This window comes from bacterium (genome assembly GCA_019637795.1).
Lineage (GTDB): Bacteria > Desulfobacterota > Binatia > HRBIN30 > CADEER01 > JAHBUY01.
Window position 1 is genome coordinate 44,311 of sequence record JAHBUY010000001.1, and the last position, 18,074, is coordinate 62,384.

At 69.9% G+C, this 18,074-nt stretch carries 18 protein-coding genes; 4 read left to right on the forward strand and 14 right to left on the reverse strand.

Annotated elements, in window-relative coordinates; translation table 11 throughout:
• Positions 1-19 precede the first annotated feature (19 nt).
• The 6 genes from KF840_00200 to KF840_00225 form a co-directional block, all read right to left on the reverse strand.
• Positions 20-415: a secondary thiamine-phosphate synthase enzyme YjbQ gene (locus KF840_00200; protein ID MBX3023311.1), complete on the reverse strand. Its 396-nt coding sequence runs from the start codon at positions 413-415 to the stop codon at positions 20-22.
• Positions 416-431: 16 nt separating this feature from the next.
• A complete protein-coding gene (locus KF840_00205; protein ID MBX3023312.1) occupies positions 432-1,181 on the reverse strand; it encodes an SDR family oxidoreductase in 750 nt (249 codons plus the stop codon).
• 160 nt (positions 1,182-1,341) lie between these two features.
• On the reverse strand, positions 1,342-2,130 hold the full coding sequence (lexA, locus tag KF840_00210) for a transcriptional repressor LexA (protein ID MBX3023313.1): 789 nt from the start codon (positions 2,128-2,130) through the stop codon (positions 1,342-1,344).
• Between the two features lie 108 nt (positions 2,131-2,238).
• Positions 2,239-2,643, reverse strand: a complete 405-nt coding sequence (locus KF840_00215) for a VOC family protein (protein MBX3023314.1) — start codon at positions 2,641-2,643, stop codon at positions 2,239-2,241.
• Positions 2,640-2,924, reverse strand: coding sequence for a hypothetical protein (locus tag KF840_00220; protein ID MBX3023315.1), 285 nt, complete (start codon positions 2,922-2,924; stop codon positions 2,640-2,642). Before KF840_00220 ends, KF840_00215 begins: the two co-directional genes overlap by 4 nt.
• 3 nt (positions 2,925-2,927) lie before the next feature.
• Positions 2,928-4,145, reverse strand: a complete 1,218-nt coding sequence (locus KF840_00225; protein ID MBX3023316.1) for a GNAT family N-acetyltransferase — start codon at positions 4,143-4,145, stop codon at positions 2,928-2,930.
• A gap of 119 nt (positions 4,146-4,264) precedes the next feature.
• Here KF840_00225 and ggt point away from each other — a divergent pair, with 119 nt between their 5' ends.
• A complete protein-coding gene (ggt, locus tag KF840_00230; protein MBX3023317.1) occupies positions 4,265-6,031 on the forward strand; it encodes a gamma-glutamyltransferase in 1,767 nt (588 codons plus the stop codon).
• Positions 6,028-6,990 carry a flippase-like domain-containing protein gene (locus KF840_00235; protein MBX3023318.1) on the forward strand — a complete coding sequence of 321 codons (963 nt, stop codon included), beginning with the start codon at positions 6,028-6,030 and terminating at the stop codon, positions 6,988-6,990. Before ggt ends, KF840_00235 begins: the two co-directional genes overlap by 4 nt.
• A 57-nt stretch (positions 6,991-7,047) precedes the next feature.
• Here the strand turns inward: KF840_00235 and KF840_00240 are convergent, their stop codons facing one another.
• From KF840_00240 to KF840_00275, 8 genes are all read right to left on the reverse strand, one after another.
• Positions 7,048-8,343 carry an adenylosuccinate synthase gene (locus KF840_00240; protein ID MBX3023319.1) on the reverse strand — a complete coding sequence of 432 codons (1,296 nt, stop codon included), beginning with the start codon at positions 8,341-8,343 and terminating at the stop codon, positions 7,048-7,050.
• 28 nt (positions 8,344-8,371) lie between these two features.
• Complete coding sequence (serA, locus tag KF840_00245; GenBank protein MBX3023320.1) at positions 8,372-9,970, reverse strand: phosphoglycerate dehydrogenase; 1,599 nt, start codon at positions 9,968-9,970, stop codon at positions 8,372-8,374.
• A gap of 11 nt (positions 9,971-9,981) precedes the next feature.
• Entirely contained in the window at positions 9,982-11,130 is a 1,149-nt protein-coding gene (locus KF840_00250) for an alanine--glyoxylate aminotransferase family protein (protein MBX3023321.1), read from the reverse strand.
• 329 nt (positions 11,131-11,459) lie between these two features.
• Entirely contained in the window at positions 11,460-12,029 is a 570-nt protein-coding gene (gene folE, locus KF840_00255; GenBank protein MBX3023322.1) for a GTP cyclohydrolase I FolE, read from the reverse strand.
• A gap of 56 nt (positions 12,030-12,085) precedes the next feature.
• Positions 12,086-13,120 (reverse strand): homoserine kinase, encoded by a 1,035-nt coding sequence (locus KF840_00260; GenBank protein MBX3023323.1) that lies wholly within the window; start codon positions 13,118-13,120, stop codon positions 12,086-12,088.
• 371 nt (positions 13,121-13,491) lie between these two features.
• Positions 13,492-14,250: a 7-carboxy-7-deazaguanine synthase QueE gene (locus tag KF840_00265; protein MBX3023324.1), complete on the reverse strand. Its 759-nt coding sequence runs from the start codon at positions 14,248-14,250 to the stop codon at positions 13,492-13,494.
• Complete coding sequence (locus KF840_00270) at positions 14,247-15,470, reverse strand: DUF4147 domain-containing protein (protein ID MBX3023325.1); 1,224 nt, start codon at positions 15,468-15,470, stop codon at positions 14,247-14,249. Before KF840_00270 ends, KF840_00265 begins: the two co-directional genes overlap by 4 nt.
• 89 nt (positions 15,471-15,559) lie before the next feature.
• The gene (locus KF840_00275; protein MBX3023326.1) at positions 15,560-15,985 is read right to left on the reverse strand and encodes a TraR/DksA family transcriptional regulator; all 426 of its coding nucleotides are present in this window, start codon (positions 15,983-15,985) and stop codon (positions 15,560-15,562) included.
• A gap of 273 nt (positions 15,986-16,258) precedes the next feature.
• Here KF840_00275 and KF840_00280 point away from each other — a divergent pair, with 273 nt between their 5' ends.
• Both KF840_00280 and KF840_00285 read left to right on the forward strand, forming a co-directional pair.
• Positions 16,259-16,672 (forward strand): hypothetical protein, encoded by a 414-nt coding sequence (locus tag KF840_00280; protein MBX3023327.1) that lies wholly within the window; start codon positions 16,259-16,261, stop codon positions 16,670-16,672.
• A 66-nt stretch (positions 16,673-16,738) separates the two neighbouring features.
• Entirely contained in the window at positions 16,739-18,070 is a 1,332-nt protein-coding gene (locus tag KF840_00285) for an NAD(P)/FAD-dependent oxidoreductase (protein ID MBX3023328.1), read from the forward strand.
• Positions 18,071-18,074: the final 4 nt, after the last annotated feature.

Genomic DNA, 18,074 nt, shown 5'->3' on the forward strand with positions numbered 1-18,074 from the left:
GCCGGGAGCCGGAGCCGACTCAGCGCACGGTCACGATCACGCGCCGTTGGCGCGGACCGTCGAGATCGACCAGCATGATCGCCTGCCACGTCCCCAACTGCAGGCGCGCGTTGCACACGGGAATGGTTTCACCGGGACCCAGGATCGCGGCCTTGATGTGCGCGGCGCCGTTGCGGTCGATGCGATCGTGGCGCCACGCGCCCTCGGGCACCTGCTGGGCCAGCGCGTCGAGCAGGTCGAGGCACAGGTTCGGATCGTCGTTCTCGTTGACGACGATCGCCGCCGTCGCGTGCGGCACGTAGACGTGGCAGAGGGCCTCGGCGGCGCCGCTCTCGGCGACGACACGCGCCACGTCGGCGGTCAGGTCGATGACCTGGCACTGCTGAGCGCTGCGGACGGTCAGCTCGCGTTGCATCGCTCCCCGCGTGCCCTCACATCCACGCGCCGCCGTCGACGCGCAGGATCTTGCCGGTGACGAAAGCGGCGTCATCACTGGCGAGGTAGACCGCGGCGCGGCCGATGTCCTCCGGCCGGCCCGGCCGGCCGAGCGGGATGCCGCTGAGGATCGCGTCGCCGTACGCCTTCATCATCCGCGTGCCCATGTCCGTCTCGATGAGGCCCGGGGCGATGCAGTTCACCCGCACGCCGGCGGGCGCGCATTCCTTGGCGAGGGTCTTGGTCAGGGCGTTCACCCCGGCCTTGGCGACGTAATATGGCGCGCCGAGCGGCGCGCAGACGTCGGCGCCGATCGAGGACACCAGGATGATGCTGCCGCGCCGCTGATCGACCAGCCGTTTCGCCGTCGCCCGGCAGGTGTAGAAGGCGCCGTGCAGGTCGACGCCGATCACCTTGTGCCAGTGGTCGATGTCCATGTCCCACACGGTCTGCGTGCGCGAGGCGACGCCGGAGTTGGCGACCACGATGTCGAGCCCGCCGAAGGCCTCCAGGGTGCGCGCCACCATGCCCTCGACCGCCGGCCAGTCCGCGACGTCCGCCTGCACGGCGACGGCGCGCCGGCCCAGGCGCTCGATCGCCGCCACCGTCTCGCGCGCCGCGTCCTCATCGCGGCGGTAGTTCACCGCCACGTCGGCGCCCTCGCGCGCCAGTTCGATGGCGATGCCGCGCCCGATGCCGCGAGATCCGCCGGTGACCAGTGCGATCTGTCCGTCGAGTCGAGCCATGCGCGTGGACCCTACGCGATCGGACGCGGCCCAAACAAGATCGCCCCCCGTCACGGAATGAAGCGCCTCCGGCGCGTATGCGCCGGCCCCGTCAGCGCGGCGGCGCGGGCCCCGACCCGCTCGGGGAGGAGCGGGTCGGGGGTGGTGGGTGGGCCGTGGCTCAGCCCTGTGGGAGCTCCTCGATGGCCGCCAGACCGCTCTGCGCGGCGTGGCGCTGCATGCGGCGAATGATGCGGTTCGCGTCGGCCAGCAGCGCGCGGCGCAGCACCGGCTTGGTGGTGCGCGCATACCACTCGCGCAGCGCCTGCAGGTCGCGCCCGAGCTGCGCCAACTGCGCCCGCTCGCGCGCGCCGCGCGCCGGCTGGCGCTCGCTGACGATGCGCCAGCGCTCGAGCTGCGCGTCGATCGCGTTGAGCGAGAGGTCGAGCGTCTCGCCATCCGGGACCGCCCGCCGCGCTGGGCGCGGCGTCGCGGTCGGCCGCGGCGCGCCCGCCGACCGCGGCTCGCGCCGCCGAGTCGCCGGCGGCCGAAAGCCGAACTTGCGCAGCACGCCGACGACCAGGCCGCGGACCCGCACCTGGTCGCCGCCGATGATCAGCGGCAGCATCTCCGGATTGGCCGGCTGCAACCGCACCTGGCCGCCCGGGGCGCGGAACAGCTTCTTCACCGTCACCTGGCCGTCGACCTCGGCAACCACGGTGCGCCCGTCGGCGGCGGTCTCCGCCGGCTCGACGATCAGGTAGTCGCCATCGTGGATGCCGGCGTCGATCATCGACTGCCCGCGCACCCGCAGCGCGAAGACCTTGCGGCCCTGCCACATCGACTCCGGGACATCGAGCGTCTCCTCGACCGAGAACATCTCGATCGGCCGCCCCGCCGCCACCTCGCCGAGCAGTGGGATCGCGATGGTGTCTTCCATCGTCCAGGATTCGCCGAGGGCGCCGCGCATGTTCGCCTCCTGTTCGCCTGGTCGGCTTCTAGGCGAATAGGGGGCGAAGGTCAACCGCCGCGAACCTCCCGGCGCGCGCGGACGCCGCCGCGCGCGCTGGTCGAGGTGCTACGACCGCTTGCGGGTCACGAGCTCGATCATCGTGCCCTGGGCGGCGTCGGGGTGGAGGTACTGGATCCGCATGTCGCCGCCCTCGCGCAATTGATCGGCCAGCGGCACGCCGCGAGCGGCGAGCTCGGCGGCGGCGGTCTCGACGTCGTCGACGCGCAGTCCGATGTGGTAGACGCCCGGCGCGCGGTGCGGCAGCAGGCGCATCATGGTCTGGTCCGGATCGCGCGCCTCGATCAGCTCGAGCTCCACCTCGCCGGCGCGCAGGCAGCAGCGGCGGATCGGCGGCTGCTCGCGCGTCTCGATCGGCCCGGCGGTGAGGCCGCAGGTGTCGGTGTAGAAGCGCAGAGCGGCTTCGAGATCGGTCACCAGGATACCGATGTGGTCGACGCCGGTGACCTTCACCGCGGGCCCCGCTCGCGCGCCAGGCGACCGACCAACATCAGCGTCAGGCCGTTGAGCGCCAGCAGACCGCCGGCAACGGCACCGCTGGCGAGGAAGGCGAGCTGCGAGGTGGCGACGAAGAACTGGAGATCGTACATCGCGTTGCCGGGATTGCGTTCGCGCAGGAGCCGGGCCTTGCTGAAGTCGCCGCTGCCCTCGATCGCCACCGCGCCGAAGCCGATCAGCACCGCCACGCCGATCGCGGCGATGACCATTCCGATCGTCCCGGCGCGGCGCAGCACGGGCTACTCCAGGTCGCGGCGCAGGACGCGAATGCGGGCCCGCCGCTGGCGGTCGTAGCCGACCCACTTCGCCGCCGGGACCTCGTCGGGCGTGACGCGGCGGAAGCCCTGGCGGGCGAAGAACGCCTCGGCGCGCGGATCGAGCGTGCAGGCGAAGACGTAGCGCAGTCCGATCGCCTGCGCCTCCTCGACGACGCGAGCCAGCAGCCGCGTGCCCGCGCCTTCCCCCTTGAAGCGGGTGATGGTGTACAGGCCCACGATCTCGCCGACCGGCTCGGGCGCGAAGGCCGCCGTCTCCAGACCGCAGACGCCGGCGAAGTGATGCGACCCGATCTCGGCGCCGAAGCCGTTGAGCAGGATGCGCGCCACCTCCGTCGCCGAGCGCGGCTTCAGGTAGCCCTCGCGCTGGCCACGGGCGATGAGGCGTTCGACCTCCTCGAAGTCGTCGATGCCCAGCCGCTCGATGCGGCAGTAATCCTCGAGGGTGAAGAGCGTTCCCGACCCCTCGTAGGTGTAGAGCTCGCGTGCCAGCAGATCGAGCGAGCACAGGTTGACCGAACGCACGCCGGCGCGGAGCGCGGCGCGGACGGCATCCAGCGTGGCGCGGCGCGCCGCCAGTCCCGCCCATTCGGCCTGGCCGGGCTGCAGGACGGTGGTGAGCACGTCATCGTCCATGAAGGAGAGCTGGGTACCGTCCGGGGCGCGGATGCCGCCCTCGGGCTGCGCGATGACCAGCTTGTGCACCCGCAGGCGGCCGGCCAGCCGCTGCGCCGTATCGACCAACCGCGCCGCGTCGAGCAGCGCCACCATGAGCGGCCGTTTGCGCAGCGTCAGCCAGACGGCGGAGAGCTCGGCGTCGATCTCGCCGCCGGCGGCGGCGAGATCGACGAAGGATTCCGCCGCGCTGCGCCGGCCGCGCACCAGCGGGAAGCGGCGGGCCGCGTCGTCGCCCAGCACCCAGCGCTGCAACCGGCGGCGGACGCGCCGCAGCTCGGTCGGCAGGTCGCGCCCGGCGGCGACACCGAGCAGCACGATCACGCGCGTCTCGTTGGCGATCAACTCGCGCAGCACGCGGCCGAGCGACTCGAAGCCGCCGCTGCGTTCGCAATCGCGCAAGGTCGTGGCGATGCACAGCGTATGGGCGTGGAATTCGTCGAGGTAGAACTCCTTCTCCCCGAACTCCTCCGGCGGGAGCGATGCCGATTGCGCGCGCGTGGTCACGATCGGCGCACTCTACCACACGGGTCCGGGTGACGGAACGCGCGCTTGCGGCTCATTCCACGCCCGTCTAGGAGGAGGCGCGGCGGGAGACGGAAGTGCTGACCTGTGGACGAGCCGAGGTGCGAGCGGGGACGTGCGGTGGCCGACCGCCGTGCCCGGCTGCCGCGCGCCGGCGCGCGCGCACGCCACCGCAGCGCCTCCCCCCCGCGATCAGCGCCCTCGTCCTGGCTCTTGCCGTCGCCCTGCCGGCCAGCGCTCTCACCGGCACCCACGGCATGGTCGCCGCCGAGCACCAGCTCGCCTCGCAGGCGGGGCTGCAGATCCTGCAGGCGGGCGGCAACGCGGTCGACGCGGCGGTCGCCACCTCGCTGGCGGTCGGAGTGACCAATCCGACCTCGTGCGGCATCGGCGGCGGCGGATTCATGCTCATCTACGACCAGGCGACGCGGCGGGTGATGGCGCTCGACTATCGCGAGACGGCGCCCGCCGCCGCCAGCCGCGATATGTTCGTGCGCGACGGCGTCGCGGTGCCGGAGCTCAGCCTGCACGGGGGCCTCGCGGTGGCGACGCCGGGCGAGATCGCCGGTCTGTTCGCGGCGCTGCGACGCTACGGCAGCCGGTCGTTCGCCCAGGTCGCCGCGCCGGCGATCGGCTTGGCGCGCGACGGCTTCGCGGTGGAGACCCATCTCGCCGATTCGATCGCCCGCAACGTCGAGCTGATCCGCGCCCGCCCGGACCTCGCCGCCCTGCTCCTCCATCCCGACGGCACGCCGCTGCAGGCCGGCGAGACGCTGCGTCAACCGCAACTGGCCGCCACCCTGGAGACCATCGCGGCGGACGGGCCGCGCGCCTTCTACGACGGCGCGATCGCGACCGCGATCGCCGACGCGGTGCAGGCGGCCGGCGGCGTCCTGACGCGACGCGATCTGGCGGCGTACCGGCCCCGGTGGCGACGGCCGGTGTCGGCACCCTTCGACGGCTACACGGTGTACGGCATGCCCCCCCCGAGCTCGGGCGGCGGCGTGATGATCGAGGCGCTCAACATCATGCGCCGCGACGACCTGCGCGCCCTCGAGCAGGGCTCCGCCACCTACCTGCACCTGCTGGCTGAGGCGCTGCAGTTCGCCTTCGCCGACCGCGCCGACTTCTACGGCGATCCCGACGCCGTGCGCGTGCCGCTGGCGGCGCTCACCGCGCCGGCGCGGGGACGCGCGCAGCGGGCTCGCATCAGCGCGCCGACCTCCTTCTCACCCGACTGGTACGGCACCCGGGTCACGCCGGACGACCACGGCACCTCGCATCTCTCGGTGGTCGACGAGCGCGGTAACGCCGTCGCCTGCACCACCAGCATCAACACCGCCTTCGGCTCGCTGGTGGTCGCCGGCGACACCGGCATCATTCTCAATGACACCATGGACGACTTCTCGGCCCAGCCGGGAAAGCCCAACGTCTTCGGCCTCGTCGGCTCGCAGGCGAATGCGATCGCACCGGGCAAGCGGCCGTTGAGCAGCATGTCGCCGACCATCGTCACGCGCCGTGGCGAGGTCGCGGCGGTGGCCGGCGGCTCGGGCGGACCGTTGATCATCACCGGCACGCTGCAGGCGCTGCTCAATGCGCTGGTCTTCGGCCAGGACGCGCTGCAGGCGGTCAGCGCCCCGCGCATCCACCATCAGTGGATGCCACCGGTGCTGTTGGCCGAGGCGGGCATCGACGCGGGCACGCGGCGCCTGCTCGGCCGCCTCGGCCATCGCGTCGTCGTCCCGGAAACGCCGCCCGGGCGGAGCGCGCCGCCCTGGGCGTCGGTGCAGCTCGTGCTGCGGGCGCCGGACGGCACGCTCGACGGCGCCTCCGACCCGCGCAAGGGCGGCAAGGCTGCTGGGTGGTGAGGCGCTGGCCGCGGCTGCGCGCCGCGCTGCAGTCGCGCGTCTTCAAGCTGATCCTCAGCGCGGCGCTGTTGGGCGGGCTGCTGCTCGCCAGCGACGCCAGCGACATGCGAGCGGAAGTGGCGAAGGCCGATCCGGCGTGGCTCGCGCTGGCGCTGCTCTGCTTCCTCGGCAGCCAAGCGATCAGCGGCGCTCGCTGGTGGCTGCTGACGCGCGCGGTCGGCTTCGACGTCCCGCCGGGGCGGGTGACGGCCTACTACTTCAGCGGTCTCTACATGAACCTGTTCGCACCGGGCACGGTCACCGGCGACGTCGGCCGCACCCTGTACCTGGCCGAAGGCCGGCGCCGCGCCCTGGCGCTCACCACGGTGATCGCGCACCGCGCCACCGGCTTCCTGGCGCTGGTGTGGGTGGCCGCGCTCGGCATCGTCAGCGTGCGCTCGCTGCCGATCCCGACGGCGGTCCGCGCCCTCGCCGCGCTGGCGGTGCCGCTGACGCTCGCCGCCTGGCTGTTCGGCCCGCGCCTGGCGGCGCGGCTGCTGCCGCCGGAGAATCGCTGGCGCTTCCTCATCGGGCGCGAGCTGGCGCCATACTGGCACGACCGGCGGCTGCTCGCCGCTTCGCTCGCCAGCGCCGCGGTCACGCACCTGCTGCAGATCAGCGGCCAGATGGCGGTGTCGCGCGCGCTCGGCCTGGCACTGCCGTGGACCTTCTTCTGGGTGGTGGCGCCGCTCCTCAACTTCGGCAGCACCTTGCCGTTCACCTTCAACGGCATCGGCCTGCGCGAAGCGGGATACTGGTACGCGTTGTCCGGAAGCGACGTCGGCGCCGCGCCGGCGATCGGCATCGGGCTGCTCACCAGCGCGGTGGTGCTGGCAACCGGCCTGTGCGGCCTGCCCTTCTTCCTGCTGTTGCGGCCGCGCCGCGAGCCCCGACGGGAGGGCGCCGGCGGCGCCCGGTGATATCGACGTCCGCGCGCGCACCGCGGCGTGGACGGATCCGGCGCGGCCGCGCCGGCGTCACGCGTTGAAGGCGTTGCGCAGGATGATGGTGTCCTGGCGGCGGGCGCCGACCGACACCATGAAGATCGGCGTGCCGGTCAGCTCCTCGATCGCGGTGAGGTAGCGGCGCACCGTGGACGGCAGGTCGTCCAGCGAGCGGGCGCGCGAGAGCGTCTCGTCCCAGCCGGGGAACTCCTCGTAGAGCGGGCGGACGGCGTTGAAGGCGGCGATGCTCGCCGGCACCTCGTCGATGCGGCGGCCGTCGAGCTCGTAGCCGACGCAGACGCGCACCGTCTTCAGGCCGGTCAGGACGTCGAGCTTGGTCACGGCCAGACCGTTCAAACCATTGAGCCGCACCGCGTGACGGGCGACCACCGCGTCGAACCACCCGCAGCGTCGCGGCCGGCCAGTGGTGGCGCCGAACTCCTCGCCGTCGTGCTGCAGCTTCTGGCCGAGGTCGTCGAGCAGCTCGGTCGGGAACGGCCCGCTGCCGACGCGGGTGGTGTAGGCCTTGGTGATGCCGACGACGCTGGAGATGCGGCTGGGCGCGATGCCGCCGCCGGTGCAGGCGGCGGCGCTGATGGTGTTCGAGGAGGTGACGTACGGATAGGTGCCGTGATCGACGTCGAGCATCGTGCCCTGCGCGCCCTCGAAGAGCACGCGGCGGCCGGCGGCGAGGGCGCGATCGAGGAAGACGCTGGCATCGATGACGTGCGGCGCCAGGCGCTCGCGGAGGCGGCGGTACTGCTCCGAGATGCGGGCGAAGTCGAGCGCCTGCTCGTTCAGCATGGTGCGCAGGTAGGTGTTCTTCTCCTCGAGCACGGCGCGCAGCGCATCGGCGAACGTCTCCTCGTCGAGGAAGTCGGCGAACCGCAGGCCGATGCGCGCCATCTTGTCCTCGTACGTCGGACCGATGCCGCGCCCGGTGGTGCCGATGCGCCCCTCGCCGCGCAGCCGCTCGCGCGCCTGATCGATGGCGCGGTGGTAGGGCATGATCATGTGGGCGCGGTCGCTGATCTTCAGCAGCGCCGCGTCCTGCAGGTAGCCGCGCGCCCGCAGCGCATCGACCTCTTCCAGCAGCGCCACCGGATCGACGACGACGCCGTTGCCAATGACACAGACCTTGCCGTCGTGCAGGACGCCGGAGGGAACCTGGTGCAGCACGGTCTTCTGGTCGCCCACCACCAGGGTGTGGCCGGCGTTGTTGCCCCCCTGGTAGCGGACGACGATGTCGGCGTGCTCGGCGAGGATGTCGACGACCTTACCCTTGCCCTCGTCGCCCCACTGCACGCCGACGCCCACGACCGCTGGCATCTCGCTCCCCGTGTCCCGAGCGCGCGGCTCAGAGCTCCAGCAGGTCGGCCGACACGATGTTCGGCAACTGCCGTAGCTTCTCCATGACCGGCGCCGGAATGCGCTCGTCGACGTGCACCAGCGACAGCGCCATGCCACCGACGTTCTCGCGGCCGAGTTGCAGGCCGGCGATGTTGATCTTCGCCTCGCCGAGCAGCATGCCGACGTTGCCGACGACGCCCGGCACGTCGCGGTTGTTGAGCATCAGGATGAAGCCCTCGGGCACCGCCTCGAGATAGTAGCCGTTGATGCGGACGAGACGAATCACCTCGCGCCCGAACACCGCGCCGCCGACCTCGCTGGTCTTCTGCGCCGTTGTCACCCGCACGGTCAGCGAGTTGGTGAAGCCCTTCGGCTGCGACGTCTTGGCCTCGACGATCTTGATGCCGCGCTCGCGGGCCAGCTCGCGGGCGTTCACGAAGTTGACGACGCTGGTTTCGAGCAGCCGGCCGAGCAACCCCTTCAACACGGCGATGGTCACCGGTTGCACGTCGTGCGCCGCCACCTCGCCGGCATACTCGACCGTGACCTCCGTTGGCGCCTCCTCGAGCAGTTGCGCCTGCAGGCTGCCCAGTCGCTCGCCGAGCATCAGGTAGGGCCGCAGCACGTCCATCTGCTCGGCGCTGATCGACGGCATGTTGACCGCGCAGCGCGTGACGTTGTGCACCAGGAAGTCGACGACCTGCTCGGCGACGGCGACCGACACGGCGACCTGCGCCTCGGCGGTGGCGGCGCCGAGATGCGGCGTGCAGATGACGTTGTCGAGTTGCAGCAGCGGATGATCCGCCGGCACCGGCTCCTGCTCGAAGACGTCGAGCGCCGCGCCGGCGAGCTTCTTGTTGCGCAGCGCGTCCGCCAGCGCCAGCTCGTCGACGATGCCGCCGCGGGCGCAGTTGATGAGCCGCGCCGTCGGCTTCATCTTCGCCAGCGCCGCCGCGTCGACGAGGTTGCGCGTCTCGGGCAGCAGCGGCGTGTGGATGGAGACGAAATCGGCGCGCTGCAGCAAGCCGTCCAGGGTTACCAGCTCGATGCCCATCTCGCGCGCCTTGGCCTCGGTGATGAACGGATCGTAGGCGATCACCTTCATCTTCAGGCCCTGGGCGCGCTCGGCCACCAGGCGGCCGATGTTGCCGATGCCGACGATGCCGAGCGTCTTGTTGGAGATCTCGGAGCCGGTGAATTTCGACTTCTCCCACTTGCCCGCCTTCATGGAGGCGGTGGCCTGCGGGATCGAGCGGGCCAGCGACAGCAGCATGCTGATCGCGTGCTCGGCGGTGGTGACGTTGTTGCCGCCGGGCGTGTTCATCACCGCGATGCCGCGCCGGGTCGCCGCGTCGACGTCGATGTTGTCGACGCCGATGCCGGCGCGGCCGATGACCCGCAGATGCGGCGCCGCCTCGACGACGTCCTTGGTGACCGTGCTGGCGCTGCGCACGATCAGCGCCTGATAGTCGCCGACGGCGCGGCAGAGCTCGTCGGGCTTCATCCCGACGCGCTCGTCGACCTGCAACTGGCCGGCGGCGGCGGCCGCCTCGAGGATGGCCATCCCCTCCGGGGCGAGTTTGTCCGCAACGAGGACGCGGTCCATGTCGTCCTCCGTCAGGCGGGCAGCGCGGACATCAGCTCGGCCTGCGCCGCGCCGACACCGCGACCGAGCTCGACCGGGTGGCCGAAGTGCTTGAGCGCCATCTCGAGCGCCGCCACCGCGGTGATGGTGTCGAAGGCGCCGATGTGGCCGAGATGGGCGATGCGGATGATCTTGCCCTTGAGCTGATCCTGGCCGCCCGCGAAGACCACCTGCATCTTGTCGCGCAGGTAGGAGAAGAGCTTGCCGCCGTCGATGCCCTCGGGCGTGTAGAGCCCGGTCACCGCCGGACTGGGATTGTCGGGCGCGACCAGCCGCATGCCGAGCGCGGCGCCGGCGGCCCGCGTCGCCTTCGCGAGGCGCTCGTGCCGGGCGTACACGTTCGGGTAGCCCTCTTCCTGCAGCATGGTCAGGGCTTCCTTCAGTCCGATGACCAGGCTGATGGCGGGCGTCCAGGCGGTGGTGTTCTTCGCCTGGTTGGTGCGCTCACGCGGCAGGTCGAAGTAGAAGCGCGGCTGTTTCGTCTGCTCGACGCGTTCCCAGGCGCGGGCGCTCAGCGCCACGAGCGCCAGGCCCGGCGGCAGCATCAGGGCCTTCTGCGAGCCCGTGACCAGCACGTCGATGCCCCACTTGTCCATCGGGATCGAGTACACGCCGACGGCGGTGATGCCGTCGACCACCAACAGCGCGTTCGTCTTGCGGGTGATGGCGGCGATCTGGTCGATCGGGTGGACGGCCGCGGTCGAGGTTTCGCTCGCCTGCACCAGCACGCCCTTGCAACTCGGGTGCTCGGCCAGCGCCTGCTCGATCTGCTCCGGACGCACCGCGCGACCCCATTCGACGCGGATCTCGATCGGCTTCAGGCCGAAGGTGGTCGCCAACTTGCCCCAGCGCTCACCGAACTTGCCGCCGTTGACGAAGATCACCTCGTCGCCGGGAGCGAAGCAGTTGTTCACCGACGCTTCCATCGCGCCGGTGCCGGAGGCAGCCAGCATCAGCACGTCCTGCTCGGTCTGAAACAGCTCCTGGAGCTGCTTGCGGACCTCGCCGAACAAGGCGCTGAACTGGGGCGTCCGGTGGTGGAACATCGGCTGCGCCATGGCCAGGCGCACACGCGATGGGACGGGGGTGGGACCAGGGGCGAGCAACAATTGCTTGATCACGACAGCCTCACGAGTTCGATGCGGGCAAAGCCCGAGCCTCTCCAAACAGTGGCCCAGGCGGACGGCCTACTGCCCGTTCAGCACTCCCCCGTGGTCGATTCCACGCCGCGCCAGTTGTGCAGGAGCTACGATGTGAGAGCTTGCAGCTAGCGGATCGTTCTGAGCGAGTCAACGCACCGGTCACGAAAGTGAACCCACGGAAGAACGCGGGAAAACCCGCCGACAGGGCCAGGCGTGATCGGGGGCGGCACCCTGTGTCGTGAGGCGCTCTGGGACGCCGGGGAGCTCGCCCCTCTCTTCTCTCCGCGCACCGCGTGCTTCCGCTCTCGCTACCGGTGCAGACCGTTGGCGACCAGGCTCATGAATTCCTGGCGCGTCTCCTGATGGGAGCGGAACACCCCGAGCATGGCGCTGGTGACCACCACCGAGTTCTGCTTCTCGACGCCGCGCATCCGCATGCACAAGTGCTCGGCCTGCAGCACGACCCCGACCCCCTGCGGGTCCAGCTCCTCCATCAGGGTGTTGGCGATCTGCGTCGTCATCCGTTCCTGCACCTGCAGGCGGCGGGCGTAGACCTCGACCAGACGGGCGAGCTTGCTGATGCCGACGATCTTGGTCGAGGGGATGTACGCCACGTGCGCCTTGCCGAAGAACGGCAGCATGTGGTGCTCGCAGAGCGAGAAGTAGTCGAGATCCTTGAGGACGATCATCTCCTGATAGTCCTCGGTGAAGAGCGCGCCGTTGATCACCGATTTGGGGTCCTCGGCGTATCCCTTGGTGAGGAAGCGCAGCGCCCGCGCGACGCGCTCGGGCGTCTTGAGCAATCCCTCGCGGTCCGGATCCTCGCCCAGATCCGATAGAACGCCGCGCATGCGCGCAGCCAATGAATCGCTGTTCATTCGCTGATCATACGCAAGGGATGCGGCTCGACAAGCGCCCGCATCCTGGGGCGGCGTCAGCGGCTGCGACGCTCGACGGCCTTGACCTTCTGATACTTGCGGTAGTCGTAGCCAGTGGCCATGGCCATCAACATGGCCTCCATGCCGCCGTCCTTCTCACGCCGCAGTATCAGAAGCCGTTCGTAGAAATCCTGGAAGTCCTTGTTGATGCGCTGCCGTTCGTCGACCGGGTTGAGGAAGAAATCGCGCAGCCGGGTGACCGTGAAGCGGAAGGCCGAGAAGCGTAGCTCGTTGGGAAACGCATCCCACTCCGCCAGCGACAGCGTCCGCAACGTCTCGTAGCCCGCGATCAGCGACTCGAACCGCTTCAGCGCGTAGCGACCGCCCTCGAAGCAGAGCGCGTTCACCGCGGTGGCGAGGTCGAAGATGAACTTGCCACGACCGGCGGCCTCGAAATCGAGCACCGCGACGACCTTGTCGCCCTTGATCATCACGTTGTCGGCAAAGATGTCGCCGTGGATGATGCCCTTCGGCAGCTTGTTCTCGAGGTAGTTCTGCAGGTACTCGAGCTCCTCGTCGAGGGTGCGGACGATCTTCTTCAGGTAGTGCGGCAGGCGGCCGCGCACCCCGGCATAGATCTCGGCGACCCGATCGAAGTTGAACCGGGAGTCGACGCCCTTCTTGTAGGCCTTGGTGATCAGGTGGAGATCGGCCATCACCCGGCCGATGTTCTCCAGTTGCCCCCCGCTCAGGTCCTCGGGATCGACGCCGTGACCGTCGATGTGCCGATACACGGAAAGCTGGCGCCCACCCCAGTCGCGACAGTGGCGACCGCGGCGGTCAGCCAGAGCGACCGGACAGGGAAACCCGTGCTTGCGCAAGAAGAGCAGCAGATCGAGCTCGCGCTTGACCTCGATCTCGCTCTTCACCTCGTCGATCTTGACGACAAACCTGCCGCGCCCCGTCTCGAGCAGGTAGTGCGTGTTTACAGAGCCCTCGCGGACGGTTCGAACACCCACCACCTTCGGCAGCCCATATTCGGCCGCGAGCAGGTTGGCGTCCTTCTTGGTCAGGTTCGTGTTTGCGGCCATCGTCGCGAGCCGGCGCTCGGGCACCCGAGGGCGTCCAAGCGCCTAACCTCTCAATTTTAGAGCGAGATATGTGGGGGATACATCATGCGTGCCAAAGGTGTCAATCAGAATCTCCGGCGTCGTGATGTTTTTGCAAGCTCCTGCACACCATTTGGGCATGCCGTCATATAATCTTGATTTAGTTCAGGTTTTCCACTGGGCCATGAAGCCATACCGGAGTGTTGCGAATGAGAATTCAGCAAAATAATCGGGCATTTGACCGAGTTGGTCGCGGCGATGAGCGCAGATTCGGTTTCGCCCGCGGCAGCGAGCCGCACGCTGCGGATTGGCGGATCACCGATGCCTGATCACAGAGGGATCGGGGCACGCGTTCATTGGATGGCAAGCATCTTGTGGGTCTGTGGCAACACGCGGACGTCGGCGGCGTGACGCCGGGCGGTGCTGAAGAATCGCTGCAGATCGGTGGCACCGATGGCCACGACGGCTCCGCCGCCGCTGGTGATCGGCTGCAGGTATACTGCCGCTCGATCGCCGACAATGGCGGCGGCGCGCTCGACCTCGACGAGGTCGGTTTCGGCGTCGACCAGCACCTTCACGTAGGCCTTGTCGCCGGCGAGTGCCAGAAAGCGGGCGTGCTGGTCCCAGAACCCGCGTTCACCGCTGTTCGAGGGCAGCTTGATGTCCATGCTGACGACGTCGATCAGCGGCAACACGGCGCGCAGCGACTCGGGCAGCATGCCGTTGGTCTCCAAGAGGACCGGGCGCGGCCAGTCGCCGCTCGCCAGCAGGGTGGAGAGAAACTCAGCCTGCAGCAGAGGCTCGCCGCCGGTGAGCGCGGTGCCATCGACGGGCCCATCCGCGTCCAACAGCGGGCGGACCGCAGCGACAACCGTTTCGGCGGAAAGCGGATTGGGAAGCTCGCGCACGCTCCCGTCGATGCCGTGGACGCGGCAGGTCTTCTCGCGTTCCAGGGAATCCGGCGTGTCGCAGTAGCGGCAGCGAAGGTTGCACCCGGAGAGGCGGAGGAAGAGTTGCCGCCGCCCCACCTGCGTCCCCTCCCCCTGGAAGGAGAGGAAGATCTCGGAGAGGTACCCGTCAGCCACTGGGGCGCACCTATCAGCGTCGTTCACGAGGCGGAACCCACCCCGACGGCGATCTTGAGGTCCATGACGTTGGTGCCGGTGGGGCCGGTGCGGAACAGGTCGCCGAGCCGGTCGAAGAACGCGTAGGCGTCGTTGTCGGCAAGGGACTTCTGCTGGTCGAGTCCGCGCTCGCGGGCGCGGGCGAGGGTGCTGCCGTCCGCGAAGGCGCCGGCCGCGTCGGTCGGACCGTCGATGCCATCGGTACCAGCGCTGAGCAGAACCACCGACGCGCCTTCGAGCTCGGCGGCGGCGGCGAGCGCGAACTCCTGGTTGCGACCACCCCGGCCGGCGCCGCGCACCACCACCGTCGTCTCGCCGCCGGCGATGACGCACCAGCGCGCGATGCCCGGTCGGCGTGTCAGGCGGGGCGCCCACCGGCGGGCCGCGGCGGCGGTGTCGCCGCTGAGCGGGGTGTCCTCGACAACCGGCTCGTACCCCAGCCTGGCGGCGTGGATCGCGGCGGCGCGCCGGGCCGTGGCGTTGCTGCCGATGACGGTGGCGGTCGCTCGACGAGCCTCTGGGTCGCCCGGCTTCACCGTCTCGACGGTCTCCCCCCGCGCCCCCGCCTCGAGCAGGTCTCGCACGGCGGCTGGTACGCGATCCAGCAACGCGTAACGGCGGAGCACGGCGATGGCGTCGGCGTAGGTGCTGGGATCTGGCATGGTGGGGGCCGAGCCGATCACGCTCGGATCGTCGCCGATCACGTCGGAGAGGATCAGGGTCGTCACCGTCCGTCCGCCGGCAGCCCGCAACACTCCGCCTCCCTTGATCGCGGACAGGTGCTTGCGGACGGTGTTGAGCTCTTCGATGGCGGCGCCGGAGGCCAGAAGGAGGCGGTTCGCGGCGATCTTGTCGGCCAGCGTCACTGGCGGCCGCGGCAGCGCCAACAGACTCGATGCGCCACCGCTGATCAGCGCCAGCAGCGTGGCGTCCGGAGCCGCCCGCCCGACGGCGCGGAGAATCTCGTTGGCGGCCGCCACGCTGGCGCGATCCGGGAGCGGATGGCTGCCGATCGCGATGCGGATCCGCCGCAGCGCGGCTTCGCAGCCGGGCGCGGTGACGACGATGCCATCGAGCCGTTCCGAACCCAGCGCCGCTTCCACGCCGGCAGCCATGCGTGCCGCGGCCTTGCCGGCGCCGACCACGAACAGCGGGCGGGTTTGCGGGGACGCCGTCAGGTGGTCCCGCACCAGGCGCGTCGGGTCCACCGCCGCGACGGCGGCGGCGAAGATCGCCTCGAGGTCGCGCCGGGCGGCGGCCGGCGATGGCTGCCCGCCCGGGGGATGTGCGCCGCCGCTCAGGTGTTCTCTTCGTCCACGTCGGCCGAGGCCAGCCGGCGGTAGGCGCGCTCGTCTTCGAAGCGCCGCTGCTGCTTGGCTTCCTTCTCGCGCTCCGCCTGACAGCTCACGCACAGCCGGCTGAAGGGCATCGCCTCCAGGCGGGCCGGCGCGATCTCCGATTCGCAGCTCTCGCAGATCCCGTAGGTGCCGTCCTCGATGCGCTCGAGCGCCTCCTCGATCGCCTGCAGCTTCTCGCGCTCGCGATCGTTGAGAATGAAGCTGATCTCACGGTCGCGCTCCTCGCTCGCCAGGTCGTAGGTGTCCATGCCGTCGTCCTTGGCGCCCTCGCGACCGTGCTTCAGATCCTCGTTGATCTCGCGCAGGATCGTCCGCTTCATGTTCATGAGCAGTTGCTTGGCGTTCTTGAGCGTCGTCTTTCGCATACGTCCTTCCGAGCCCGGAGTTTGAGGGGGCCGGAGCTTAGTGATGGCACCTCGTACTGTCAACGGCGGATGGCAATGACCGCGATGCAAGAAAACGATTGCGTGAAAAGTTCTCTCACAGTATACGAAATTGTACGGGCTATCCCCTGACAAGGGCGGTGGGGATTCTTGGAGTGGTTGGGCTCGGGACCGGGTCGCCCGTTGTGGTCCCCGATGAATCGCCAGTCCAAGCATCATAAGGCCAGGTCAGCCGTGGCCTCCAAGCTCGGCTCCATGGGCTTCGGAGTCGAGGATGTGCCCCGGGCCAAGGGTTACGACCTGCTCGTCAATGGCGAGATTCGCGTCGCCCTGCGGGTCGCGTTCCCGGGTCGCTACGCGCACACGGTAACGGTCGGCGGCAAGCGGTACACCTACAACTACAAGAGCTGGAGCTTCAACTTCCACCGCCACGGCAGGTGGGATCGCAAGTACTGCGACGTCTTCGTCTGCATCGCGAAGCGGCGCAGCGGCACCGACGAGGTGTTCGTCATCCCGGCCAGCGCCGTCTCCGGCCCGACCTTCAGCCTGCACGGCGCCGGCACCAAGCCGTATCGCGGCCGCTACGCTCCCTTCCGAGATCGTTGGACCGTCTTCGCCGAGAGCGAGTTGCTGCAGGCCACGCAACAGCCGCAGCCCGCGGTCGCCTGAACCGGCCGACCGCCCCCTGACACGATTCGCTGACACGATTCGCGGCCGTCCCGCATCGAAGCGGTGATGAGCCAAGCGGATCGCACGCGCATCGTCGTCCTCGGCGGAGGTTTCGGCGGGATCTACGCGGTGATGGAGCTCGAACGGCTCCTCGGCCGCGACCCGTCGATCGAGATCACCCTCGTCAATCAGGACAATTTCTTCGTCTTCACGCCGATGCTGCACGAGGTCGCGGCGTCGGACCTCGACCTCACCCACATCGTCAATCCCATCCGCAAGCTGTTGCGGCGAGCCACCTTCTTCCATGGCGAAGCCCTCGAGGTCGACCTCGCGAGCCGGGCGGTGACGGTCACCCACGGGGTCGAGGGCAGTCACCCGCACCGTCTCGAGTACGATCACCTGGTGCTGGCCCTGGGGTCGGTGACCAATTTCTTCGGCACGCCCGGCGTGGCGGATCGCGCCTTCACGATGAAGACGCTCGGCGACGCCATCGCGCTGCGCAATCGCATCATCGACAGCCTCGAGGAGGGCGATTTCGAGTGCTGCCCGAACATCCGCCGGCGCATGATGACCTTCGTCGTCGCCGGCGGCGGCTTTGCCGGCACCGAGACCGTGGCCGCCGTCCACGATTTCATGCTCGAGGCGCTGTCGCACTATCCGAACCTGACCCCGGCCGACGTGCGCGTCGCGCTCGTCCATCCCGGCGCGGTGATCCTGCCCGAGTTGAGCGAGAAGCTCGGCCGCTACGCCCAGCGCAAGCTCGCCGCCCGCGGCATCGAGCTGCACCTCGAAACCAAGGTGCAGGCCTTCTCGGCCGACGGCGTCACGCTCTCGGACGGCACGTTGATCCCGACCGCCAATCTGATCTGGACCGCCGGCACGGCGCCCAACCCGCTGCTCGCCGATCTCGACTGCGCCAAGGAGCGTGGCCGTCTCGTGGTCGACGAGTTTCTCCAGGTGCCGGAGCGGCCTGGCGTCTGGGCGCTCGGCGATTGCGCGCACGTGCCCGACCGCGCCACCGGCGGCGCCTGCCCTCCCACCGCTCAGCACGCCAGCCGCCAGGGCACGCTGGTGGCGCGCAACATCGCCGCCGCCGTGCGCGGTCGCCGGCCGCGGCCCTTCGCCTTCCGGACCCTGGGTCAACTGGCGGCGATCGGCCGCCGCACCGGCGTCGCCAACATCCTCGGCGTGAGCTTCTCCGGCTTCGTCGCCTGGTGGCTGTGGCGCACCATCTACCTGCTGAAGCTGCCTCGCTTCGAGCGCAAGGTGCGCGTCGCGCTCGACTGGACCCTGGACCTGCTGTTCACCAAGGACCTGGTTCAGTGTCCGACCACACGGGCGCGCGCCGCCGCCGATCCGGCAGACGTCGCCCCCCTACCGGCGCGCGCCGTGTCGTGACCAC